Origin of the sequence: Thalassotalea insulae (assembly GCF_030161395.1) — a bacterium.
Classification (GTDB): domain Bacteria; phylum Pseudomonadota; class Gammaproteobacteria; order Enterobacterales; family Alteromonadaceae; genus Thalassotalea_E; species Thalassotalea_E insulae.
Window position 1 is genome coordinate 64,401 of sequence record NZ_BSST01000001.1, and the last position, 25,245, is coordinate 89,645.

General features: G+C 41.0%; 20 protein-coding genes, 1 pseudogene and 1 riboswitch. Of the genes and pseudogenes, 9 read left to right on the top strand and 12 right to left on the bottom strand.

From position 1 onward, the window contains the following. Positions 1 to 99 precede the first annotated feature (99 nt). Positions 100 to 912: a sortase-associated OmpA-like protein PdsO gene (gene pdsO, locus QQK06_RS00390; protein WP_284242535.1), complete on the bottom strand. Its 813-nt coding sequence runs from the start codon at positions 910 to 912 to the stop codon at positions 100 to 102. 222 nt (positions 913 to 1,134) lie between these two features. On the opposite strand from pdsO, the gene pdsR reads away from it, so the two are divergent. Next, the gene (gene pdsR, locus QQK06_RS00395; RefSeq protein WP_284246540.1) at positions 1,135 to 1,848 is read left to right on the top strand and encodes a proteobacterial dedicated sortase system response regulator; all 714 of its coding nucleotides are present in this window, start codon (positions 1,135 to 1,137) and stop codon (positions 1,846 to 1,848) included. Next, entirely contained in the window at positions 1,845 to 4,013 is a 2,169-nt protein-coding gene (pdsS, locus tag QQK06_RS00400) for a proteobacterial dedicated sortase system histidine kinase (protein WP_284246542.1), read from the top strand. Before pdsR ends, pdsS begins: the two co-directional genes overlap by 4 nt. 16 nt (positions 4,014 to 4,029) lie before the next feature. On the opposite strand, the gene queE is transcribed toward pdsS, so the two are convergent. Further along, positions 4,030 to 4,707, bottom strand: a complete 678-nt coding sequence (queE, locus tag QQK06_RS00405) for a 7-carboxy-7-deazaguanine synthase QueE (protein ID WP_284242536.1) — start codon at positions 4,705 to 4,707, stop codon at positions 4,030 to 4,032. Positions 4,708 to 4,781: 74 nt separating this feature from the next. On the opposite strand from queE, the gene queC reads away from it, so the two are divergent. Beyond that, the gene (gene queC, locus QQK06_RS00410; RefSeq protein ID WP_284242537.1) at positions 4,782 to 5,444 is read left to right on the top strand and encodes a 7-cyano-7-deazaguanine synthase QueC; all 663 of its coding nucleotides are present in this window, start codon (positions 4,782 to 4,784) and stop codon (positions 5,442 to 5,444) included. Between the two features lie 69 nt (positions 5,445 to 5,513). Here queC and lysC read toward each other — a convergent pair whose 3' ends face one another. Next, entirely contained in the window at positions 5,514 to 6,863 is a 1,350-nt protein-coding gene (gene lysC / locus QQK06_RS00415; RefSeq protein ID WP_284242538.1) for a lysine-sensitive aspartokinase 3, read from the bottom strand. A gap of 158 nt (positions 6,864 to 7,021) precedes the next feature. Next, a riboswitch (Lysine riboswitch) is annotated at positions 7,022 to 7,228 on the bottom strand. A 220-nt stretch (positions 7,229 to 7,448) separates the two neighbouring features. Between lysC and QQK06_RS00420 the strand changes: the two genes are divergently transcribed. Beyond that, complete coding sequence (locus tag QQK06_RS00420) at positions 7,449 to 8,207, top strand: ElyC/SanA/YdcF family protein (protein WP_284242539.1); 759 nt, start codon at positions 7,449 to 7,451, stop codon at positions 8,205 to 8,207. A gap of 32 nt (positions 8,208 to 8,239) precedes the next feature. Here QQK06_RS00420 and QQK06_RS00425 read toward each other — a convergent pair whose 3' ends face one another. Together QQK06_RS00425 and QQK06_RS00430 are read right to left on the bottom strand one after the other, a co-directional pair. Then, positions 8,240 to 8,998: a Nif3-like dinuclear metal center hexameric protein gene (locus tag QQK06_RS00425; RefSeq protein WP_284246543.1), complete on the bottom strand. Its 759-nt coding sequence runs from the start codon at positions 8,996 to 8,998 to the stop codon at positions 8,240 to 8,242. 7 nt (positions 8,999 to 9,005) lie between these two features. Continuing rightward, positions 9,006 to 9,770 (bottom strand): class I SAM-dependent methyltransferase, encoded by a 765-nt coding sequence (locus QQK06_RS00430; RefSeq protein ID WP_284242540.1) that lies wholly within the window; start codon positions 9,768 to 9,770, stop codon positions 9,006 to 9,008. Between the two features lie 96 nt (positions 9,771 to 9,866). Between QQK06_RS00430 and gloB the strand changes: the two genes are divergently transcribed. Continuing rightward, entirely contained in the window at positions 9,867 to 10,676 is an 810-nt protein-coding gene (gene gloB / locus QQK06_RS00435) for a hydroxyacylglutathione hydrolase (protein WP_284242541.1), read from the top strand. A gap of 67 nt (positions 10,677 to 10,743) precedes the next feature. Beyond that, positions 10,744 to 12,384 carry a lytic transglycosylase gene (locus QQK06_RS00440; protein WP_284242542.1) on the top strand — a complete coding sequence of 547 codons (1,641 nt, stop codon included), beginning with the start codon at positions 10,744 to 10,746 and terminating at the stop codon, positions 12,382 to 12,384. 73 nt (positions 12,385 to 12,457) lie between these two features. On the opposite strand, the gene QQK06_RS00445 is transcribed toward QQK06_RS00440, so the two are convergent. Both QQK06_RS00445 and rluC read right to left on the bottom strand, forming a co-directional pair. Next, the gene (locus QQK06_RS00445) at positions 12,458 to 13,105 is read right to left on the bottom strand and encodes an HAD-IA family hydrolase (RefSeq protein ID WP_284242543.1); all 648 of its coding nucleotides are present in this window, start codon (positions 13,103 to 13,105) and stop codon (positions 12,458 to 12,460) included. Positions 13,106 to 13,121: 16 nt separating this feature from the next. Then, complete coding sequence (rluC, locus tag QQK06_RS00450; protein WP_284242544.1) at positions 13,122 to 14,084, bottom strand: 23S rRNA pseudouridine(955/2504/2580) synthase RluC; 963 nt, start codon at positions 14,082 to 14,084, stop codon at positions 13,122 to 13,124. Positions 14,085 to 14,681: 597 nt separating this feature from the next. Between rluC and rne the strand changes: the two are divergent. After that, positions 14,682 to 16,688 (top strand): annotated as a pseudogene (gene rne / locus QQK06_RS00455) (ribonuclease E); the annotation flags it as partial. A 440-nt stretch (positions 16,689 to 17,128) separates the two neighbouring features. Here the strand turns inward: rne and QQK06_RS19755 are convergent. From QQK06_RS19755 to QQK06_RS00470, 4 genes are all read right to left on the bottom strand, one after another. Next, positions 17,129 to 17,488 (bottom strand): DUF6198 family protein, encoded by a 360-nt coding sequence (locus tag QQK06_RS19755; RefSeq protein WP_488803636.1) that lies wholly within the window; start codon positions 17,486 to 17,488, stop codon positions 17,129 to 17,131. A 192-nt stretch (positions 17,489 to 17,680) separates the two neighbouring features. Further along, entirely contained in the window at positions 17,681 to 18,913 is a 1,233-nt protein-coding gene (locus QQK06_RS00460; protein WP_284242546.1) for a glycosyltransferase family 2 protein, read from the bottom strand. Positions 18,914 to 18,953: 40 nt separating this feature from the next. Further along, on the bottom strand, positions 18,954 to 19,526 hold the full coding sequence (locus QQK06_RS00465; RefSeq protein WP_284242547.1) for a MiaE family protein: 573 nt from the start codon (positions 19,524 to 19,526) through the stop codon (positions 18,954 to 18,956). A gap of 243 nt (positions 19,527 to 19,769) precedes the next feature. Beyond that, positions 19,770 to 20,948, bottom strand: coding sequence for a C15 family peptidase (locus QQK06_RS00470; protein ID WP_284242548.1), 1,179 nt, complete (start codon positions 20,946 to 20,948; stop codon positions 19,770 to 19,772). A 459-nt stretch (positions 20,949 to 21,407) separates the two neighbouring features. Here QQK06_RS00470 and asnB point away from each other — a divergent pair, with 459 nt between their 5' ends. After that, positions 21,408 to 23,072 (top strand): asparagine synthase B, encoded by a 1,665-nt coding sequence (asnB, locus tag QQK06_RS00475; RefSeq protein ID WP_284242549.1) that lies wholly within the window; start codon positions 21,408 to 21,410, stop codon positions 23,070 to 23,072. A 151-nt stretch (positions 23,073 to 23,223) separates the two neighbouring features. Then, positions 23,224 to 24,009: a hypothetical protein gene (locus tag QQK06_RS00480; RefSeq protein WP_284242550.1), complete on the top strand. Its 786-nt coding sequence runs from the start codon at positions 23,224 to 23,226 to the stop codon at positions 24,007 to 24,009. A 195-nt stretch (positions 24,010 to 24,204) separates the two neighbouring features. On the opposite strand, the gene pyrD is transcribed toward QQK06_RS00480, so the two are convergent. After that, on the bottom strand, positions 24,205 to 25,221 hold the full coding sequence (gene pyrD, locus QQK06_RS00485) for a quinone-dependent dihydroorotate dehydrogenase (protein WP_284242551.1): 1,017 nt from the start codon (positions 25,219 to 25,221) through the stop codon (positions 24,205 to 24,207). Positions 25,222 to 25,245 lie beyond the last annotated feature (24 nt).

A 25,245-nucleotide genomic window follows, 5' to 3' on the forward strand; every position in this document is an offset into this window, starting at 1 on the left:
TGATTGCCTTACTATATGCTGAGCCAAGAAAAAAAGCCAAGACGGGAGCTTGGCTTTGCATCAACAATTATTTTATCTTAAAAGATAATCACCTCCTTTTTAATTATTACTCACTGTATGTTGGTTGGGTTGATCCATGCCATTCGGTTGTAACTTGATCACTACACGTCGGTCATAGAAACTGACTTGACGCTCATTATTGGCGACCACAGGCGCTTGTTCACCAAAGGCATAGAGACTAATACGTTCTGGTTCAATGCCCTGTTCAATTAACGCCTTTTTCACTGAATTAACCCGGGCAATCGATAGCGCATGGTTAAGCTCATCACTTCCTTGCAGATCGGTATAACCAGATAAATCAACATTCACATTCGGCGACTGCTGTAGCAATTTAGCCAACGAGGATATTTGTGGTAAATAATGTTGTTTAATTTCGCTCGAGCCAGTGGAAAACTGCAGGCTCATTAATAAATTTTCTGCCTGTAGTTGACTGGCAAGCTGTTGCTTTTGCTGTAAAGAAAGCAACTCATCTTGATAGGATTGCTCCGCTAGCTGTAACTGACGTTGATAACGTGATAACGCTGCCTGATATTCGTTCTGCTGATTATCTAACTGCACGGCTAATTGCTCCTTTTCATCTACCACATTGATATGATTGGCGGTTAATACCCCGATAACGCTTGAAACAATGGCGCCAATTGGACCAGCAGCAATAGCACCAACCACCATACCGGTGCCAAAACCAATATTTTCATTTCTTTTTTGCTGCTCAGCTAAAGTCTGCCTGTCTAATACTGGTGTCACCTTAGCCGAAGCTTCATCAGCCATTACCGGTGTTGTCACCAAAGTGAGAAGCAAAGCGCAGGTCAATGCATTACTTTTAAATAAGGTTGGGCGAGTTAATATAGCCATAGTTATATCCTTTATATCAGTGAGTTGTTTATGCAATTGCAAGTCATCACTTGCGTTGTTTGATATGGCTATTAAAACAAGATAAAAAGGCATTTAACCGGCGCAAAAAAGGCAATGTTAAGGTCAAATGTGGCAACATTATGGCAATTTTAATAAATGCGCGATTTTGCCAATTATTTTCGCTATAGTGCAGAAAAACTAAGTCGTAAGAGAGTATTCACTTTGAAACGTATTGCTATCGTAGAAGATGAAGCAGCGATCAGAGAAAATTATGCTGACGTGTTGCGTGCTCAAGGATATCAAGTGCAAACCTTTGCTAATCGCGAGAGTGCCACCTTGGCATTTCAGCTAAAATTACCCCACCTGGTCATATTGGATATAGGTTTAGCACAGGAATATGACGGAGGCTTTGTCTTATGTCAGTGGCTAAGAAGTCAAAGTTCGACCTTGCCAATTATCTTCTTAACTGCACGTGATAACGATGTGGATACCGTTTCCGGATTACGTATCGGCGCCGATGATTATTTAACCAAAGATATTAGCCTGCCTCACCTAACAGCGCGCATTGCGGCGTTATTTCGCCGCGAAGATGCCTGGCAACAACCAACACAAGAAGATCAATTGTTAACTATCGGTTCATTAACCATCGACAGTCAAAAAATGTTGATCCGCTGGAATCAACTGCCGGTTGATATCACCATTACCGAATTTTGGATGATCTATACCTTAGCCAAACAACCCGGCCACGTAAAAAACCGTCAGCAACTGATGCAAGACGCCAATATTTATGTCGATGACAGTACGATTACTTCACATATCAAACGCATACGAAAAAAGTTTATTCAAATCGATGCTGCTTTTGATTGTATCGAAACCGTTTATGGCATGGGCTATCGCTGGTTGCAAGAATCCCCATCAGACACAGCAGCATCATAATGAAACTAAGATTTGGTCTACGCAGTAAGTTATTATTGCTATCCACATTTTTGATAACCATCCCCTGGTTTGGTTATCAATATGTCTGGGAAATGGAAAAATATCTGCGCTTTGGTCAGGAGCAAACCATTTTAGGTACCGCGCGAGCGCTGGCGACTGCCTTACATGAACGACCAAACCTGTTTAACAATCAAGCGAGCTTTTTACCCAGCGTTGAAAAAGGTAAAGATCTGTACGGTTATCAGTTATCACAACCAATCAACCTTGACGGTGATTATTTAGATTGGCCAGATTTTATTAATAAAGCCCATTATTATGGGCTAGACAATGTGTTACCTGGTAGTGAAGTCAGCAGCGCGAGTCAATTATCGCTTAACTACACGGCCAGCGTCGGTAAATTTGATAAGTATTTATACTTTTTTATCAAGGTGATTGATGATCAAGTGATCATGCGCGATAGCAATGCACTGAGTATTAATAAAAACGATCATCTGGAACTAGCATTCACCACACCACAAGGTACATTTCAACGCTTTATTATTAGTAATAAAAATTCAGGTTGGATAGATGCGTTTCAAATCAACCACCCAACACAAGTGACCCCGGTAGCTGCGCCTTTTATTCAAGGAAAATGGCGTAATAATAACCAGGGTTATCACGTTGAATTTCGTATTCCGCTTACCAAAATAAGCGATAATCTAGCGTTTGCCGTCCACGATGTTGATCAGCATTTTGGCAACGTCATCACCACGATTGCCAGCGCCAATCCGTCATCTGCCAATACCTTAGGCACTATTTTAGTACCTTCACCAGAGATTGAACGTATCGTTAAAGGCATGAGCTATACTAACTCCAGCATCTGGGTGGTCGATCAACACAGGCGCGTACTGGCAAGAGCCGGTGATATTAAAAAAGCCAACGGTTTATGGCAAAAGAATTTAAACCTGCAACAACCAGATAACAGCTGGTACAGCCAACTAAAATTTTGGCTGAAACCGTTATTTAACCAGCTATTAACTCAGCCACCGAAAGATTTTATCGATCAACTCTATGACGCACAAAACCTCACAGGTAAACACATTGAATCGGCATTAACCGGTACGCCGATGTCGCAATGGCGCCTAACTTCCGATAATAAAGCCGTCATTTTAACTGCGGCTTACCCTATTTATTTCGGCAATAATGTTCATGGGGCTGTGATAGTTGAAGAAACCAACAATGGTATTCGAACGGTCCGTAATCAAGCGTTAGAAAAACTCTTTACCAGTATTTTAGCAATTATGCTATTTGGTATCTTAGCGTTTTTCTTTTTCGCTTCACGAATTTCTAATCGCATCAGAACCTTAAGAAACCAAGCTGAACTTGCTATTGATGAACATGGCCGCATAAATAACCTGATGCCAGCATCGCAAGCCAACGATGAAATTGGTGACTTGTCCCGCAGTTTTTCCACCGCTGTCAGTCGATTAAGCCAGTATAACCATTATCTGGAAAATATGTCTTCTCGGCTGTCTCATGAGTTACGCACGCCAATTGCGGTAGTGAGAACCTCATTGGAAAACCTAACGATGCAGCAAGACAGTAACCGCCACAATGAATATATCGAGCGTGCTCAAACGGGCTTGCATCGCTTAAATTTGATCTTAACCAATATGAGTGAAGCAACTCGGTTAGAGCAAATGTTAAAAACGACGGATAAAAGTCAGTTTAATTTTTTTGATGTGCTCAATGGTTGTGTCAAAGGTTACCAACAAATTTACCCCGAGGTAAAGTTTCAATTGTCCTACACTTTGCCAAATATTCAGCTATTCGGTTCTCCGGAGCATCTCGCACAATTACTCGATAAAGTGATCATTAACGCGGTAGAGTTTAGTCAGGATCAGCAAATTACCCTCAGTAGTGAAGTAAAACATGGCTGGTTTAGGCTTTATATCAGTAATAACGGCAGTTTATTACCTGAGGAAATGACCGAACGATTGTTCGACTCCATGGTATCAATTCGTGATAATCAAGTCGCAAAACCAGACGATCAAAAGCCCCATTTAGGATTAGGTCTCTATATCGCTCGTCTCATTTGCGAGTTTCATGGCGGCTCTATCTCAGCCAATAATCACCATAACCCACAAGGCGTAACGGTCACCATCGCTCTGCCGTTAGCTAAATAACCTAAGATAAAGTAAGCTATTCTATGCCGATATATTTATGGACCTGAACCGATAAGCGCCAATTATGTTTAATACAAGTATGAATCGCCAATTCCGTTGCGCGCTTTTTCTGGCTGATCGGCTGTAAATAAATCGGGGTATCGTTAATTTGATGCTCTGCTATTAGCGCCAGCAAGTCATCTACATGTTGCTCTGTTGCAACCGGATGTTTAATCTCATTTGCCCGTTGCATCGCCGACGTTAAAATCGGATAGCCACCTTTCATCTTTACTTTTGGTGACACAGTCACCCAGCAATTAGCCGTTGTTAACACCTCAAAAGTTCCTGAAGTTTCTATCTGGCAACTATAACCGGCTTGTTCTAAGGCTGAACATAAAGGCACTAAGTCCACCATGCAAGGCTCACCGCCAGTGATCACGATATGTTTAGCCTGAAAGCCCTGTTCGTTAAAAACCTTAAGGATCTCTATCGGACTCAGCGCTGACCAGGCTTCAGTTTCCTGAGACTTAGCTAGCATTTGTGCTGCTGGTATTTGCTGATCTAAATCAATTTCCCAGGTATGTTTTGTATCACACCATGAACAGCCTACCGGGCAGCCCTGCAAACGAATAAATATTGAAGGTTGTCCAGTAAATGAACCTTCTCCCTGAATCGTTTCAAATAATTCATTAATTTTATAACTTGTGGTGTTCACTTTATGCTTTAGCCCGTTGATGATTTACAGTAAAATGCGCAAGTTTTTTATTATACCCCGAAAGAGCATCAAATATGAGTAATAAAGTCGTTGTAATTTATTCTGGTGGCATGGATTCATTTACTGTCCTTAATCGTGCGTTAAAGGACGGAAAACAAATTTATGCGCTGTCTTTTGATTACGGCCAACGACACGTTAAAGAACTCGACTGTGCTCGCACAGTTTGCAACCACTTAGGTATTGAGCACAAAGTTATTGATATTTCTGCAATCAATCAATTATTAGCCGGGTCATCATTAACCGATGATATTGACATCCCTGAAGGGCATTATGAAGCTGATAATATGAAATCTACGGTCGTGCCAAACCGTAATATGATCCTATTGTCACTGGCGGTGGGTTATGCAGTATCTGTGGGGGCCAGTCAGGTATATTACGGCGCACACTCCGGCGATCATGCAATTTACCCGGACTGCCGACCTGAATTTGTGTTAAAAATGAATGAAGTATGTCAGATAGCGAATTATGAACCCGTGGAAATTTTTAGCCCTTATCTGAATGTATCTAAAACGGATATTTTAACTGATGGCTTAAAAATGGGCTTAGATTATAGCGATACTTGGACCTGTTATAACGGCCGAGAAAAAGCTTGCGGTAAATGTGGTGCCTGTCAGGAACGCTTAGAAGCATTTAGCGATAATAATGCCGTTGACCCACTGGCTTATGAAGCACAATAAAAAAACTTCACGACAAAAGAAAAAGCTCAGCAATCGCTGAGCTTTTTCTTTATCCGGTCAAGATTAATGTTAAGCAAACAAACTGCTATGCAATTTTTCTACCGCTTCATTCGCCTGTTGTTCATCCACAAGAAAACACAAATTATGCTCACTCGCTCCTTGGCAAATCATCCGAACATTAATGCCTTTTAAGGTATCAAAAATACTGGTACCAACCCCATTAGTACGATGGATTTGATTACCGACCACCGCGATTAATGACAATCCGTGCTCGACAGAAACTTCACATAGCTGTTCAAGTTCCTGCACCACGGTAGAATTTAATAATGCCTGAGTTGAACCTTCTGGATTATCAAAAGTCATGGCAACACTGATTTCTGACGTAGTGATCAAATCAACACTGAGTTCATGTTTTGCTAAGACCGCAAATACATTCGCGAGAAAACCGCTAGCATGTAGCATTGCTGGGCTTTTAACTGTGACTAAGGTCTGTTCTCTGCGCAACGCAATGGAACGATATGTCGGTCTCGATTCCACTTGTTGTTGAATGCGGGTGCCACCTTTTTCAGGCTCTTTACTGGAACCGACAAATACCGGGATATTTTGCCGCATTGCCGGGATCAGCGTGGCCGGGTGTAAGATCTTTGCACCAAAGGTGGCCATTTCTGCCGCTTCACCAAAGCTGATCTCTTTAATCGAGCGTGCTTGATCAGTAATACGTGGGTCGGTAGTAAATATCCCAACCACATCGGTCCAAATTGCCAGATTATTCGCCGTTAATGCTTCCGCTAATAAAGCAGCACTATAATCAGAACCTCCACGGCCTAATGTCGTAGTTTCACCTTGCTCATTTTGACCGATAAAGCCTTGGGTCACTAACACCTGATGTTGAAGTTTAGGGGCGAGATATTCTTTCGCATTTTTCTGTAACTGTTCAATGTCAACCAGCGCCTGACCGTATAAACTATTCGTTTTCATCACTTGGCGAACATCAAAATACGCGCTATCAACGCCTACAGATTGTAATACTTTGGCAAAAATACGAGAACTCATTTGCTCGCCGTACGATAAAATAGTATCTGCAATGCTCTTACTGTGATTAATACCCTGCGCCTTCGCGTGTTCAGCCAGTTCATCCAGCAAAACAGAAATTTCGTCACTTAATTGCTGATCGTTAAGCTGAACTAAGATATTTTGCTGAATGTCGCTGATGTTCGCTAAAATTGATTGTTGTTCACTAGCTGGAATATTTTGCTGACTTAATCGTACCAGTAAATTAGTGACACCTGAACTGGCAGAAACGACCACTAAACGATTAGTAGCGTCATTTTTAACGATATCGGCACAACGTAGCATTGCCTGAAAATCAGCAACACTGGTTCCACCAAATTTAGCAACAGTTAAATTGTTTAACGACATGAACTACCCTCTCTAGCAGCGGGCATCAATAGTACACTATCAAGTAATGTAATGGATAACATATAAAAGGTCTCCCTAATGGTCGTATGTGACGACAAAAATATCTAAGGAAGAGCATGACTGAAGAGTATCCGCAACATAGTACGGAAATATACGTTTCAGCCAGAAGCTCTCCACCCTTATCTATCTAACGCTGGACCTTGGTCCTATGTTAGTAGCGGTGACAATCCTAAGGATTCAACCTTAGTGACCGAAACTGCAATGCCACACATATACAGCTCCTCGGCACTAGTCCCCCTCAATAACCGTCAAAGGAATGTGGTTCCTATTGTTATTTACCTGGCTAATGCACCTCTTCTGGTGTGTAATATCAGACCAAAACGTTTTAGCGCTATGCTAAGCAGTTCAGCAAAGCTTCAATATCTTTAGATAAAAGCTTTAATTTGAGTAATTAGTCTAATTTTACAACAAGGGCATTAAACCTTAGTATCAAAAAAAAATCAACCACTAAAAAAGTATTTCTTTTGCTATTCAAAGTACACGCTAGATTGCTAAAATATTGTTTTTAATCAAAGGGGATTAAAATTGGATTTATTTTTTCTGAAAAAGGTACTTGGTTTTCTATTAATGCCGCTTAGCATCATCTCTATTTTGTTGATAATCGCCATTGTTTTTTTCCATAAAAAGCCAAAATTAAGCTTTAACTGTCTGATTGCTGGTAGCTTGATCCTTATTTTATCTTCTATTGGCTGGGTATCAGATCGTTTAATATTACCGTTAGAAAGTCAGTACCAAAGTTATAACAACCCTACCGGTTCATTAAACTATATTGTGGTACTCGGCTGCGGTCATACATCAGATAAAAAATTACCGGCAACCGCACAACTGTTTACTTGTTCATTGGAGCGTTTAGTAGAAGCGGTGCGTATTTATCGTTTACACCCAGAGGCGCAAATCATTGCCTCTGGTGCCGCATTTGATAATCAGGAATCCAATGCTGAAAAAGTCAAACAAGCGGCAATATTATTGGGCATTCCTAAGCACAAGATACTGATCGAGAGTTTTCCAAAAGATACCGAAGAAGAAGCTGAACTTATTGCTCCTCGGATAAAAGGCAGCAAAGCGGCACTCATAACTAACGCCGATCATATGCCACGCGCGATTAACTACTTTGTTCAACAAGGGGTCGAAGTGATCGCGGCGCCAGCCAACTTTTATGTCAAAGGATTTGAGCAAGAAAAACGCTGGCTTTATTACCTGCCAAACAGTCAAAATTTAGTACAAACCACCACTGCATGGTATGAAACGCTCGGGCTATTAGTACAATGGCTTAAATCCTTTTAGGAAATAGGATATAAGCCAATATACAGCGACAATTACACCGGGTTATCGATATCAATAAACTCAGCATTAGGCGCTAGTTGTTCATTAAGGTGCTGAGCCAGTGCCTGTACGCCATAACGCTCAGTGGCGTGATGGCCGGCAGCAATAAAATGTATATCCATTTCCCGGGCAATATGGGTAGTTTGTTCAGAGACTTCGCCGGAGACAAAGCAATCTATCCCCTGCTCGGCTGCCAGCTCGATATATGACTGGCCTCCACCAGTGCACCAGGCAATCGTTTTTATCGCTTTATTTGATGGTGGTGCGATATGCAATGAGGTTCGGGCCAATTTGCAATCAACTCGCTTAACAAAGTCTTCAGCCGCAATAGCTGTTTTAAGTTGCCCCTGAATAGCGACACTTTGCTGATTACCTAGCTCTAGCGGCCCTGTAACTTCAATCTCTAACAACTTTGCCAGCTGGGCATTATTCCCAAGCTCAGGGTGAATATCCAGCGGCAAGTGATAGGCAAATAAATTAATATCATGATCTAGCAGTTTTTTGATCCGTCGATATTTCATGCCACGAATAACATAAGATTCATTTTTCCAAAAGTATCCGTGATGGACGATAATTGCATCCGCTTTCGCTACGATGGCCTGATCGATCAGCGCTTCAGTCGCCGTTACCCCGGTGATGATTTTATTGATTTGTTCTTTCCCTTGGATTTGTAATCCATTCGGACAAAAATCTTTGATCAGCTCAGGCGTTAATAATTGATTTAAATAGGATTCTAATTCTGCTCTTAATATCATAGTGCTACTTATTACTTATTCGTGAAGAATTCATGGGGGTGACATTGACCGGCTGCAATTTCGCCCGTAATTTCCATTGCGGTTTAATTGGCGTTAACGGCAACACCCGCTTTTTGGCAACAATAACATAAATAGACCCTAAACTTGGTAAATATTGCTGGGCAAATTTACGCCAGTTGCGGGCTATCACTCCCTGGCTCATTTGGTGAGCTAATGAAGAGTGAAGACAACGTTGATCCATTAATATTTCGTACCCCATTAGATTCAACCAATCTTTCACTCGCATGGCAGAGAAAAAGCGCTCATTCCACGGTCGTTGTTGGCGACGATAAGGGACGAAACTGTTCAACCCAGCTAAGCTTAATGGGTTATATCCGGTTAATACCAGATAGCCGTTAGGGATCAACACTCGATTGGCCTCGCGAATAACATGATGAGGATCCAAAGAAAACTCCAACACATGACTTAACACACAAACATCAACGCTATGTTCCAGTACAGGTAAATCATCGATGTCGGCAAAAATGGTATTCGCAGATAAATCACAAACTTTTTGTTTTTCAGAAACAGTTACCTGATGTTTAATCGCACATTGGCTACTGTCAATAAAACCGCTTAATGCCCCTATTTTCAGTAAGTGGTAACCGAAAAATTTTTGCCACCAAGGCGCCAGTAAACTGTTGATTTCGTCTAGAATCAATGGACCGTTAGGTAACTTTTGCCAACTTGATGGCGAGTGAGGCTGTCTAAATGCTAATGCAGGTTTCATTATTTATCTATCAGGTTCGTTAATATCATAGTACATGGATGGGCAATTTATCGTTACCACAGTATAATAACAGCATATTATTATTGAGGATGATTTATGTCACAAAGTCAAACGTTAAATCACGTTAACATCTCTCCAATAAAAGCTTTTTCCGATAACTATATCTGGGCGATAACAAAGAGTGAAAGTCATCATTTAGCCTTAATTGACCCAGGTGATGCGAAAGTATGTATTGATCATATTGAACAACAGCAACTGGTATTATCTCATATTCTCATTACTCATCATCATCCCGATCATACCGGAGGTATCTCAGAACTAGTAAGATATTGCCATAACAAACAGTGGCCGATAGAGGTATTAGCACCAAAGAGCAATGTAATTCCCGATGTAACTCGTCAACTTAAAGAAAAGGATAAAATTGAATTAACAGATTTTGATGTAACCCTGACAGTAATAGAGTTACCTGGTCATACTCTGGATCATATTGGCTATTACAATAACGAGTTATTATTTTGCGGAGATACCTTATTTTCAGGTGGTTGTGGCCGATTATTTGAAGGAAGTCCAGAACAAATGCACACTTCATTAAATAAACTCAAACAGTTACCCGAGCAAACGGCTGTTTATTGTACCCATGAATATACACTAGCCAATTTAGAATTCGCGCTGGCGGTTGAACCCAAAAACCCTAAGTTAGTTCATTATTATCATCAAGTAGCAGAACTTCGTCGTCAGGATAAAGTTTCATTACCTTCATCTATCGCATTGGAAAAGCAAATTAATCCGTTTTTACGAGCAGATCAAACTAGCATCAAAGAAAGTGCCCAGCAATACCTAGCTCATGCATTGCATGATGAAGTAGCTGTTTTTGCCACCATTAGAAAATGGAAAGACAGCTTTTAACGGCAAAATGTTGAATCAACGCCGCAATTTAGTAAACTAAGGCTAACAATCAATAAATAAAGTATTCATGAAGTCTTTATCTTTTTCAATTTCCATTGCGATCGCCTTAATGGGCTGTCAGTCGACAAATCTACAGCAAAGTGTAGCCGTAGACAAAAATGATGGCACCTCGACAAATTTATTAGCCGAGCACACCGCATCTCCCGTTGATATTAGTCAGGCGTTACTCACTGATGAAAATATCGAAGTTATCCATCCGGTTGCCGATGTCTCGTTAAACTTATCTGACGAAGCAATCGTCAGTGACGATGTCTGGCAGCGGATTAGAACACAACTCGCATTTGACATACCACAAAACCGTCGCGTGGTAGTACAACGTAACTGGTACGCCAAACACCAGTCTTATTTAGATCGCGTCGCTAAACGTGCTGAGCCCTACATGCATTTTATTGTTGAAGAGCTGGAAGCGGCAAATATGCCGATGGAAATCGCGTTACTACCAATTGTTGAAAGCGCCTTTGACCCCTTCGCCTACTCTCATGGCCGGGCATCAGGCATGTGGCAATTTGTTCCAGGCACTGCCACCCGTTTCGGTATGAAGCAAAACTGGTGGTATGACGGCCGACGAGACGTTGTGGCGTCAACCAAAGGTGCAATAAAATACTTACAATATCTTAATAAGTTTTTTGATGGCGATTGGTTATTAGCGTTGGCAGCTTACAATTCAGGCGAAGGACGAGTCAGAAGAGCGATGCGTAATAATGCACGTAAAAATATTCCAACCGATTTTTGGTCACTGGATCTACCGAAAGAAACCCGGGCTTATGTCCCTAAATTATTAGCCCTTGCCGATTTAGTAAAACGCCCTAATGATTTTAACGTCAGCTTCTACCCGATAGAAAACAAAAGTGTTATCAGTGCGGTGGATATCGGCTCGCAAATAGATTTAGCCAAAGCAGCTGAATTGGCGGGGATGAGTTTAGAAGAGTTACAGCACCTTAACCCAGGTTATAACCGCTGGGCAACGGATCCTAAGGGGCCACATTATCTCGTGATCCCTAATAATAAAGTCACTGCTTTTAAGTCTAGATTAAGCAACTTAAGTGATAAAGAGCGACTGGCTTGGCAGCGCTATAAAATTCGTCGTGGTGATAGCTTAGGCAAGATTGCGAATAAGTTTAATACCGATATTGGCGTGATCAAACAAGTCAATAATATTCGCGGCACTCAAATTCGTGAAGGTAAACACCTGTTAATTCCGGTCGCAGCCAAATCTCTTGATGCCTATACTTTATCGCAAGAACAGCGTTTAGCGAAAAAACAAAACTATCGCCGTGGCAATGAAAAAATTACCTATACGGTAAAAACTGGAGATAATTTCTGGGATATCAGCCGCGCTTATAAGGTTAATTATCGTCAATTAGCAAAATGGAATGGCATGGCTCCTAAAGATACCTTAAAGCCAGGACAGAAACTGGTGATCTGGCGTCAGGCTAAAATTGCTAACGTGTCAGATAAACCGGTAGAACAAGCAATATTACGCAACATTACTTACAAAGTGAGACGCGGTGATTCATTTGCCCGTATTGCCGATAAATTTAATGTCACCATTCGCGATATTGAACGCTGGAATAGTTTAAGTCGCAGTAAATACTTGCAACCAGGACAATTACTTAAACTATCTGTGGATGTTACTAACGCGATTTAACGCCGCAACAGACAAATAAAAGCAAGAAGGCATTCTATTGAATGCCTTCTTTAGTTAAGCATTCAGCGACAAATTATAACAATAAGTCCTGCAACTCAAATAATGAATCAACAATCGCTTTAGGCTGGTACTGCGCCAATGTGATTTTGTCATCGACGCCATAAGTGACACCTATGCGGTCAACATTGGCATTTTTTGCCATTGCCATATCGTGACGAGTATCCCCGATCATTACCGCCTCTTCAGGTCGAACATTAAGCTCAGCTAAAATTTGCTCGAGCATTTCTGGGTGCGGTTTCGACTGACATTCATAACCACAGCGCGAACTATGAAAATAATGCTTCGTATCCGTCATTTGCCATACTCGCTCTAATCCATCTCGGCCTTTACCGGTAGCCACCGCTAACAATTTATCCTGTTGTCGTAATTGCTCAAGCAAATTTATCGCATTATCAAATAAGGGAGTCGGCGTTGTATCCAATGCCTTATATTGCACCTTATATCGCTGGTGAAGACTTTCCCCTATAGCAGCAGTCAATTTAGGAAACAAAATTTCCGCAGCTTTTGGTAAACTTAAACCAATAATTTCACGCACTTGCTCGGCGCTGGGGATTTCTAATGCCAGATCTTTTGCTGCTGATTGCATAGAAGAGACGATACGGGCGACAGAATCCATCACAGTACCGTCCCAATCAAATATCACTAACTTATAATGATGCATCTAACGGTTACTTTCTTTAATTACGTTTTTCTTTAACTAACTGTTTTAATAATTTTTCCAGCGACGCTTCCAGTGGCGCTTCCACTTTTAAGCGCTGCTCCGTTGTCGGGTGAGTAAATTCAATACTGGCAGCATGTAAAAATAAACGTTTAAGGCCCAAAGATTTCATCTCACCGTCAAATTCAGGATGACCATATTTGTTATCCCCTGCAATAGGATGGCCTTTACATTGACAATGAACGCGAATTTGATGAGTACGTCCGGTCACAGGAAACGCTCTAACTAACGTCGCACCATTATAATGTTGTAACACCTTATAACGGGTTTCCGATTCTTTACCGTTAATATTATCAACCACTACCACTCGCTCACCAGATTTTAAATCGTTCTTTTTTAATCCTTCGGTGACACGCGTCAGCTTAGATGACCAGCGCCCCTTCACGAGCGCATGATAAAACTTTTGCACTTTTTTGTTACGTAGCTGTTCATGCAAATTACGCAATGCCGAGCGCTTTTTAGCAATCACTAAGCAGCCGGAAGTATCTCTATCCAAACGATGCACTAGCTCTAACATCCGCGCTTCCGGGCGTAACGCCCGCAACGCTTCAATCACACCAAAATTCACGCCACTACCGCCGTGAACTGCCATACCTGAAGGCTTGTTAATCACGATTAAGCGATCATCTTCAAATAAAATTTGTTTTTCCAGATTCGCGACAACATTAAGTTGTGTAGATACGGCAGGCGCTTTTTCCGAGACTCTGATCGGCGCAATTCTCAACACATCCTGATCAACTAATTTGTATTCAGGCTTTGTGCGTTTCTTATTTACACGAATTTCTCCTTTACGCAACAAACGATAAATCATGCTTTTCGGCACACCTTTTAACGTTTTTACCAGGAAATTATCGATTCTTTGGCCAGCATCTTCACTATCAACGGTGATAAATCTGACTTGAGGTTTAGTACTTTCTGTCATAACGCGCAGTTTAACATACTTTTTTATAAAATTACGCTAAATAAGCTGACGATTTAATTGCCTTTTTCATAAAAAAAGTGGGATAATAGCCAAGTTGCACTATAATTGAACGGCAACATTAAAATTGGAAGCTTTTTACGAATTGTAAGAGGTAATTTGCGGCTACATTATTGAGCATTACGACAAAAATGACTGAATAACTGAATGGCCTATTGCGTAATTGACGTGAGTACCCTGTCAAAACAAACGCATAAACATTTTATCCAGCGACAAAAAAGCACTAGGTAAATTAGATTTAATCGTCTTGGGAATTTTCAACAGATATAACGCATCATAAATAAACAATGATGATTATCGCTACCCTAAGATTGTTAAAACAAGCACAGCACTTTTGCTGAGCACATGAAGAAACATAACTAAACAGGTAAAGTGCCTGTTTATTGAATAGACAATCAGAAAATTTTAACAGCTTTTTGCGTAATATGGCGCATTAAGATTGACATCCGTGAGGCTGACAAATCGCTGTTACCATAGCGACAGATTGCTTTGTGTACTAAGCAAATAGTGTGTTGTGACTAAAATTGAGTCAAACAAACTATGAAACGTATGTTAATTAATGCTACACAATCGGAAGAGTTACGTGTAGCACTTGTTGATGGTCAACAACTTTATGATCTTGACATTGAAAGTCCTGGTCATGAGCAAAAAAAGGCCAATATTTATAAAGCAAAAATCACCCGCATAGAACCTTCTCTAGAAGCCGCATTTGTTGATTATGGCGCAGAACGCCACGGTTTCTTACCGATGAAAGAAATCGCTCGCGAATACTTCCCTAAAGGTTATACCTTCCAGGGTCGTCCGAACATTAAAGATGTTTTGACTGAAGGCCAAGAAGTTATCGTACAAATCGATAAAGAAGAGCGCGGTCAAAAAGGTGCAGCATTAACTACCTTTATTAGCTTAGCGGGTAGTTATTTAGTACTAATGCCAAATAACCCAAGAGCTGGCGGAATTTCTCGCCGTATCGAAGGTGACGAGCGTACTGAATTAAAAACATCGTTAAATAAACTTAGTCTACCTAAAGGCATGGGGCTTATTGTCCGTACTGCCGGTGTTGGTAAAGATTATGATGAATTAGAATGGGATTTAAACGTATTACTTCATCACTGGAAAGCGATTGAAGAAGCAGCCGCCAGCCGCCCTGCACCATTTTTAATTCATCAAGAAACGAATGTTATTTTACGTGCTATTCGTGATTATTTACGTCGCGATATTGGTGAAGTATTAATTGATAGACCTAAAACGTTTGAAAGCGTTAAACAACATATCGAAATTGTTCGTCCTGATTTTGCCAGCAAGGTCAAACTCTATACCAACGATGTACCGCTGTTTACTCATTATCAAATAGAAACCCAAATAGAGTCAGCGTTCCAACGTGAAGTACGCTTACCTTCTGGTGGTTCAATCGTTATCGATCCAACGGAAGCGATGACGTCGATTGATATTAACTCAGCACGAGCCACTAAAGGCGGTGATATCGAAGAAACGGCGTTTAATACCAACTTAGAAGCCGCTGATGAAATTGCTCGTCAATTACGTTTGCGAGACTTAGGTGGTTTAGTCGTCATCGACTTTATCGATATGACACCAGTACGTCACCAGCGGGAAGTTGAAAACCGCATGCGTGAGGCGGTAAAACCAGATCGTGCTCGTATCCAACTTGGACGAATTTCTCGCTTTGGTTTATTGGAAATGTCACGTCAGCGCTTAAGACCATCTATTGGTGAAACCAGTCAAGGCGTTTGTCCACGTTGTAACGGTACTGGTCACGTTAGAGGCGTAGAATCACTTGCATTATCAGTGTTGCGCTTAATGGAAGAAGAAGCGATAAAAGACAATACCCAACAAGTCCATGCACAAGTGCCTGTACCTGTCGCGACTTATTTATTGAATGAAAAGCGTCGTTCAGTATTCCATGTAGAAAAACATCACGGCGTTAAAGTATTGATCATACCTAACCCAAATATGTCGACACCTCAATATGAAGTGATCCGCATTCGGTTAGATGAAAGCATTGCCGAAGCCAGCTATCAAGTACCAGCAATTGAAGCAGCACCTGAAGAAGCTGTAATGCCGAAGTTTGATAAAACTGCTGCGAAAAAAGACGAACCTTTATTGCAGGGAATGTCAGCACCCAAACAAGCACCTAAAGCAAATAAAGCAACACCAAAACCAGTTGAGAGTTCAGAAGGTTTGTTCTCTGGATTAGTTAAATGGTTAAAAGGTTTGTTTGGTGAAACAGAAGATGCAGCCAAAAGCAAACAATCTCAACCTGCCGATAAACGTGATCAGGACCAGCGTTCGCAACGCAATCGTAAAAATCCACGTTCACGCACTAATGCAAAAGGCGATAACCGTCAACAAAAACGGGGAGAGAGAAAACCTGCGGCTGAGAAGCAAAAAGCAGCGGAAAATAAGCCAGAAAGACCAAACCGCAAACCGCAGCAAAATCGCACAGCAAAGCCGAAAGAAGAGAAAGTAGCGGAGAAGCGCCAACGCCGCAACAGCCGGAAAAAAGTACGACTCGCTGATGATAATGCAACGAACAAGGCAAAAAAAGAATCAGATAATAGTCAGGCACCAGCAGCTGTTCAAGCGGTAGAGCAAAAGCCAGACGCACAAACAAACGATAGTAATGCGCCGAATAAATCAACGGAAGAACGTTCACGCAACCGTCGTTCACCACGTCACTTACGCTCTCACGGACAAAGACGCAGATCGAAAAGCGAGAGTAAAGAAGTTAACGAAGCTGTAGAGACAATCGAAATTACCGCAACGGCTGATCCGGTTGAAGCTCGTTACCCTGAAGCTGAAGAACAAGCAAAAGAGTCACGACAGGAAGTACAACAGAATCTTCCGCTTGAAGATGTTACTGAAGAAAAAGCATCATCAGACGCTAGTGTAGCCCCATCAACTGAAGCAAGTGCACCTGTCAGTGTCGCTAAGGAAACTGCTCAACCAGAAGTGAAACAAGCGGTTGAAAGTCAACAGCCAAGTAGCCCTGAAAATACCGAGCAACATGCTGAAATAAGTACTGAAGTTGAAGCGGATGTAACAAACGACAACACAACTTTAGCCGAGGAAAACTCTTTAGATAACACGTTAGAAATTTCTGCAGAAAAATCATCAGCGACAGAAAGTAAAGAATCTGCTGCTAACGACGTAGCACAGCCAATTGCAAATAATAACAGCGATGCAATCATTGATAAGCAATCGACTGTTGATAATAAAGCAAATGGCAGCGCAGTGAATAACACGGATATCGATACGCAGATAACGACTCCAAAAGCCAGAGTACAGTATCGCGCTTCATCTGATATGGCTAAGCCGACAACAATTAACACGGTTAATGAAATTCCGCGCAGCTTTTTAGCGAATGAGGAACGAACTGCCGCGGCTACCTCTGGTAGAATGGCGATGCTAGCACATGTTGTTAACCGCAGTAATGCTGGACCAACAAAACCTTAGCATGGTAAATACCTGTCCAAACAAAAACGGCTACTGTTAAGTAGCCGTTTTTTTATCTCAAGTTTACATTACTTTACTAACTGAAAATCAGCCTGTGCTATCGCATCCGTTAAAGGTATATTAGGATAATAATGATCGCGCAGATAATGGATCAACTTCAGTGTTTTAAAGGCATCAAACCAAACAATTAACTGCTTATTAAACTGGCGGCGATCATTACGACCTTGCTTGCTAATAAAATGCTCAAAATGAATAGCTTTTAACGCGGCGGTTAGTTCATCACCTAATAATAAATACCAGTTAGCAAGTTGCTCAGTCTGCTCAAATAAAAGCTCAAAGCTCGCTATTAAGCATTTTAGTTGCCTGAAAACCTTAGGGTGATAATAGCGATAATTTGCCGCAGATTGTTGCTCAGTCAAAATTTGTTGCACCGCCGGTCCAGTGCCAAATGGCACCCGGTCAGAAGTTCTTGCCGCTAGGCGAATAACACTCTTTTCCACACGGATCACTTGTCCCATTTTTGCCAGCTTGTTCAGTAAATAAAAATCTTCACCCGCGCTTTTCTTCGGAAAACCTCTAACACTGGCATAAGCAGATGCTTTAAATGCTAAGATGCTGCCAATAGTAAAAAAGCTATAAGCAGATCCTGCATATTCAAGTCCAGCAACATAATAACGTAACGCCTGCTCGTACACTTGATTGGCTAAATGCAGCTCAATATTAGCGCTAACATGATGAAAATCATAGCAAGCAGCAACAACCGGTTCAGTACTTTTACTCGCACAAAGTTGTTCAATTTGATTGATTAGTTCAGTGAAATAATTATCCGGCAGCGTTGCATCGGCGTCAGTCGAGTGCAGCCAGTCTGTGGTAATATTGCGCTGACTGATTAACTGACACGCTATGTCGACACCTATTTTTCTCGCTAAGCCAACGCCCTGCTTTACATCTATAGGATGGGTATAACGGTCTACTAGCAGGCATGCACTATTGCCAAATGAGAAAACAACATGAGTTAAATTATCCTGTTGCCATGTCACTTGACCACGTTTTAAAATTTCAGTGGCAAGTTGTTGCTGTGGCCGGATATCACTATCAATATCCGGCTGATTAATCACAATGATCAATAAAACGTTTTGTCGAGCAAGCTGAGATGATAAAAACGTTTCAATAAAAGTACTCGTTTCCTTATAAGCAGGGATCACCACCACATGGGAATAACTCAGCTTAGCTGGAAAATCATTTAATGCCCGCACTTCAAGTTGTGCATAATTTGCAAGGTACTTAGCTAAATTACTCAAATTAGCACCGCTAGCTGGTTAGTTTCTATAATCCACACGATTAATGCAGCGCAGCCCTAAAAGGTAGACTTTCGCAGATTTTTGCTTCTTCAATTAAAATCTCTTCTAAGCGCTGATCAACTTCCTGTTTGTCAAAATATTCATAAGCTAATTCAATAAAAAGGTTTTTATGTTTTTCTTCTGATTTTGCAATAGAGACGTAAAAGTCTTTTTCTTTCCCGGCAGGCAAGGCTTCAGCGACTAAGGCAAAACGTTCATGACCACGTGCTTCAATCACCGCAGCCACTAATAAACGATCTAAAAAAAAGACCTCTTTCCCATTACGAAAAACAGCACGAATTTTTTTTACGTAGTGATCTTTCTCATCATTTGCCATTTGAATATCTCTGGCCTGCATTAACTTTACTACTTGCTTAAAATGGATCAGCTCTTCTATCGCTAAATCTGTCATCGCTCGCACTAAATTTTTACGGTCAGGGTAATGTGACAACATTGAAACCGCCATGCCTGACGCTTTCTTCTCGGCGGCAGCGTGATCTTTTAAGAAGGCGTCAAAATCTTCTAGCACCGCTTCGGTCCAGCTAAACGGCGTTTTATACTTCAGTTCAAACATTGATTTATTAAAACTCAATTAGGATCAAATTGCGCGCTATTTTAACTGGCTTTGTCCAACGAAGAAACCAATTGATACAAGAAAACACTCAACCCCTGCCAGTGGCCCCATAGTAAAATGATAAAACCGCAACTACTGGTAATTTATTATATTGGCTAGGTCATGTCTTTGGAGATCAGAATTAAACAAGCGATAGATATAGCCCATAGTAAACACAAAATGATAAGGGTTGCGACTATAAGGCTAAATCCCATCGATTGCTTCAGTTAATATCTGCTTAATTTGTTTTACTATCTGCGCTGATGTTTTTGGCGCAAAACCAATAAATTTCGGGGTATGGAGATGACCAACCGGCAGTAGCGGGTTTAACTGCTCTCGTAGTAAAATACTACGATACGATATTTCATTAGAAAGATATCCACCGCCTGAGCCAGCAACTGATATTTTGTCTGCAAGCGCTGATAATGATTGCGCTTCTACCTTACCAGATAAGGTAAGAACTTTTCGGTTATCATTCACTTTAAACGGGCGCTGAACCTTGATCATCTTGGCAACTGGCAAACTCAACTCGACAAATTCCGGCCCGTCCAAAGACTTACCTTTCAATAATGGCACTTTAGGTTTATCTGGTGAAGCTCCCGTTTTAATATTTAGATTATCTGACGCTTTTGCACTTCTGCGCAATCCTGGGAAGCGTTCTAAATCAAACCCTGATCGTCCCATGCTAATGGTGACTACCATGTCTACTTTTTGATAATAAGGCGCGAGTAAAATCTCCACAATACCTTGATCAAAATCAGCAAAACGAACCGGGAAGATCAAAGTTTCAATTTCTGCACTTATGCCATCTCTACTGAGCAACAAATCATCCAGTGCTAGCGCTGCAACGCCAGAGGGGTTGCTTTGTCTGATATTACGATCGAGTAAAAACGGATCGAAACCGGTAATAAGAATTTTTTTCTTTGCTCCTTTATTAAACTTAACATCATTTTGACCGCGCGATAATAGTTCCAATAACCAAAGAATTTTTTGTTGTTGCATAGGTAATAACTGAAGAAAGCTCGGCGACTGTTTTAATAACTTGGTCATTTGTATCCTTGCCCAATATAATGGCCGATCATCATAACGCTGAGAAGCATCAAACCACAGAATCGCATCTTTCCACAAACCACCAGCATGACGGATCACCACTTGTGTTAACGCAGTAAAATTTCGCGCCTTTGCGATGTGTTGTTCAAACATTGATAAACGTTGCGTTAATGGCTGAAACACTTCTGGCATTATCTGTTGCGCTTTTGTTAAGCGTTGTTCTTCAATACTCAAAGTACTATTTAAGGCATTAGACGGCTGCGCGACTGCAACACTTAGGTTGCCAGGCCAAAACCACACCAGTACTACTAAATTCATTAGATACTTATTCATTTCAACACTCTTATTAGTTTTAGCATTCTTACATAGCACATTGCTTCGATATTCAAAATCAACTATAAGCATCTCAATGCCCTCTTTCAGGGACAAGACTAACACTTATAACCAGTTTACTATCGAAACTTAAAATTATTATCAGCATCATTAATTCAGCACAATTAGAGTAAAAGCTCATAAAAAATACCGAAAAATCAATACACTTTTTAAAATCCTAATAAAAATAATAGATTATAAAATGTAATTTATTTACAAAATTTAAAAATTAACCCTTGATTTTTAGCTAAGAAATGGCAAAGTGACAGCTCAGTTAACTGGCGGCCATGGCTGGAGGCTTATGCGCATTACTGTGTATTTGCCACTGACAACCATCTGTGTTACCAAAGCTAGCTTAACTGATCACAATCAATGACTAACATTGTATAAATTAAATCTATATTAAGGAGTAGCGCTTCAATGTGTTCGATATTTGGTATATTAGATATAAAAACAGATGCAGAGGCTTTACGGCCAAAAGCCATCGAATGTTCCCGTTTATTACGTCATAGAGGACCAGATTGGTCTGGCGTCTACAGTAATCAAAATGCAATTTTAGTCCACGAACGACTTGCTATTGTTGATACCGAAAATGGTGCTCAACCGCTTTACAATCAAGATAAAAGCCATATCCTGGCGGTCAATGGGGAAATATACAACCACACTGCCCTTGCCAGTGAACTAGACGTAGATTATCAATTTCAAACGGGCTCTGACTGCGAAGTCATTTTGCCGCTATATCAAGCCCATGGCGTTGACTTTATCGATAAATTGCAAGGCATGTTCGCCTTTTGTCTGTATAACGAAAAGGATAATAGCTATTTGATCGCTCGTGATCATATCGGCATTATTCCGTTATATACTGGCTATGATGAAGACGGTAACTTTTATGTTGCCTCTGAAATGAAAGCCTTGATGCCAGTGTGTAAAACCGTTAGCGAATTTCCTCCAGGCCATTATTTAGATAGCCGCAGCGGAGAATTAACTAAGTATTATAAGCGAAACTGGCATCAATATAGTGCGATTAAAGATAATCACACCAGCAAACACAGAATTCGTGAAGCATTAGAAGATTCCGTTAAAAGCCACCTGATGACAGACGTCCCATATGGTGTTTTATTGTCTGGTGGCCTCGACTCTTCGCTCGTATCAGCGATAACACAAAAGTTTGCCGCCCGCCGAGTGGAAGAAAACGATCTTTCTGAAGCCTGGTGGCCACGCGTGCATTCATTTGCTTGTGGCTTAGCCGGTTCACCAGATTTAGAAGCGGCACAAAAAGTAGCAGATAGTATTGGTACGATTCATCACAGTGTGATCTTTACCGAACAAGAAGGCATCGATGCGTTAAAAGAAGTGATTTATCACCTCGAAACTTATGATGTTACAACAATTCGTGCTTCTACCCCTATGTACCTAATGGCGAGAAAAATTAAGGCCATGGGGATAAAAATGGTTCTGTCAGGTGAAGGTGCTGATGAAATATTTGGTGGTTATTTGTATTTCCATAAAGCGCCAAATGCCCAAGAGTTTCATGAAGAATTAAACCGTAAGCTGGAAAAACTCCATATGTTTGATTGCTTACGCGCTAATAAATCTATGTCTGCTTGGGGTATTGAAGCCCGAGTTCCATTTTTAGACAAGAACTTTATGGATGTCGCTATGCGCATCAACCCACAAGATAAAATGTGTGGCAATGGTAAAATGGAAAAAGGCATATTACGGGCTTCTTTTGAAGGTTACCTACCAGAAGAAATTCTATGGCGTCAGAAAGAGCAATTTTCTGACGGTGTTGGTTACTCTTGGATTGACGGGTTGAAGTCTTATGTCGAAAGTCAGGTTAGCGATCAACAACTGGAAAATGCGGCATTTAAATTTCCAGTAAATACACCCGATACCAAAGAAGCTTATTTCTATCGCTGCATCTTTGAACAACACTTCCCACTCGCGTCGGCAGCGGAATGCGTACCGGGTGGCAAATCAGTGGCTTGTAGCACACCGCAAGCACTCGCCTGGGATGAAGCCTTTAGTAAAATGGCAGATCCTTCCGGCCGCGCCGTGATGAGTGTTCATAACGACAGCTATTAAAATCAAACATAACCAAGCTAAAAACCGATAAATTGCGATATTTATCGGTTTTTTCGTTAAATATCGCAATTAATTCCAGTTAAACTATTAAATATTGGAAGATTTTGTTTTACAGTTAGCCTTTAGTATTTTTCCACTTAAGGCTAGCATAGTGTCAAATCGTGTTGAACCCGAAATCCCCAGTATTACCTTAGATCAAGATCAGGTTAAATCATCTCGTCGACCACAGGGAGCAACGAAAACCAAAACACAACTGAGCCCCCAGCAAGAAGTAAAGCAATCGTCCTCAGTAGCGACAACACTATTACTAGTTGCCATTCTACTGACCTTAGCAGGTGGTGCTTGGTACTTTTATCAGCAGAACCTGAAATTACAGCTGTTAGTTCAGCAATCAGAGCAACGCATTCAATCATTAGAGAATCAGCTTTCCGCCACAGGTGAAGAAATGGGCGAATCCACCATTGCCTTAAAAACCAAGCTCGAAGCTATCACCGAAAAAACCAATAAACTCTGGGATGAAATGGATAAGCTCTGGGCATCAGCCTGGCGTCGTAATCAAAGTGAAATTAAAGAGTTACAGTCAACAAACAAAAAACTACAAACGGCCAGCAGTAACCACAGTCAACAGTTGAAAAACACCGCATCTGCAATTAATGACATTAATGAAAAGCAAACGTCAAACGAACTTAATATGAATGCATTAGCAGATCAAATTAACGCGGCTAATAATATTCAGGATGATATTAGCAAGCTAAGGGCACAAATAGACACCTTGGAAGAAAAATCTTCAAGCCGTGATAGTCAACAAATAGAAGTGGCTACCACTGTTAATCAATTGGAAATGTCTGTGACCTTATTAGTCGAAAGGTTAGCGCAATTAGAAAAATCAGCTGAGCACCAAGCACCAAGTAATCCCCCTGCTGCGACGCAACCATAATCGACAATTCAATCGCCAAGACAAGCATATAGCATGCTTGTTTTGGCTTAATTTTCACACCATCAATATCAAAGTCAGATAACTAAACTCTGTGGCTAGAAATGATAAATATCTGATACAAGCGCCTTGTTCGTTTGCTATTAAACGTAAAAAAGGGCCTAAAGCCCCTTTTTTGTAATATTCGTTATCACAGTACTAACGTCGTAACGTTTGCACTATTTCTTTCACTAACTCAGGGCCTTGATAAATAAAGCCAGTGTAGACTTGCACCAGTTTCGCACCTGCTTCTATTTTTTCTTTCGCATCGGCTCCTGATGAAATACCACCGACACCAATAATTGGCAATTTACCATCCAGCGCTTTTGCCAATAACCGGATCACTTCAGTACTCTTATCTTTCACTGGTGCACCGCTTAAACCACCAGTTTCATTACCGTGTTCAAGGTCTTCAACCCCATCTCGCGCCAACGTAGTATTAGTGGCAATAACACCATCAATGTCGTTATTAATTAAACACTCGGCAATAGAGTTAATTTCCTGCTCACTAAGATCTGGTGCTATTTTAACGGCGATTGGTACATATTTATCGTATTGCTTAGCTAACACTGTTTGCTCTGCTTTTAATGCAGCCAATAACTCGTTTAGCGCGTCCCCATATTGTAATGAGCGAAGTCCAGGGGTATTAGGAGAGGAAATATTTACCGTAATGTAACTGGCGAAGTTATAGACCTTACGCATGCAATAGAGATAATCATCTTTAGCATTTTCTTCCGGAGTGTCTTTATTTTTACCGATGTTAATGCCTAACACACCGCTATATTTAGCTTTTCTCACCTGATCAACTAAGTAATCTACCCCTTTGTTATTAAACCCCATACGGTTGATCACCGCATTCGCTTGTGGCAGACGGAAAATTCTTGGTTTATCATTACCAGGCTGTGGTCTAGGTGTTACAGTGCCCACTTCAACAAAACCAAACCCCATTGCATCAAATGCCCGAATACACTCACCATTTTTATCCAAACCAGCTGCCAAACCGCAAGGGTTTGGAAAATGAATTCCCATCACTTGCACCGGCTTATTCGGCACTTGTTGCTTATACGCAAAATTAAATGGTGTTGCTCCGGTCGATTTTAATCCTTTAATCGTTAACTCATGGATAGTTTCCGGATCAAATTGAAATAAAATTTTACGAATGGCTGAATAAAACATATCACCTCGATTGCTTAATAAATA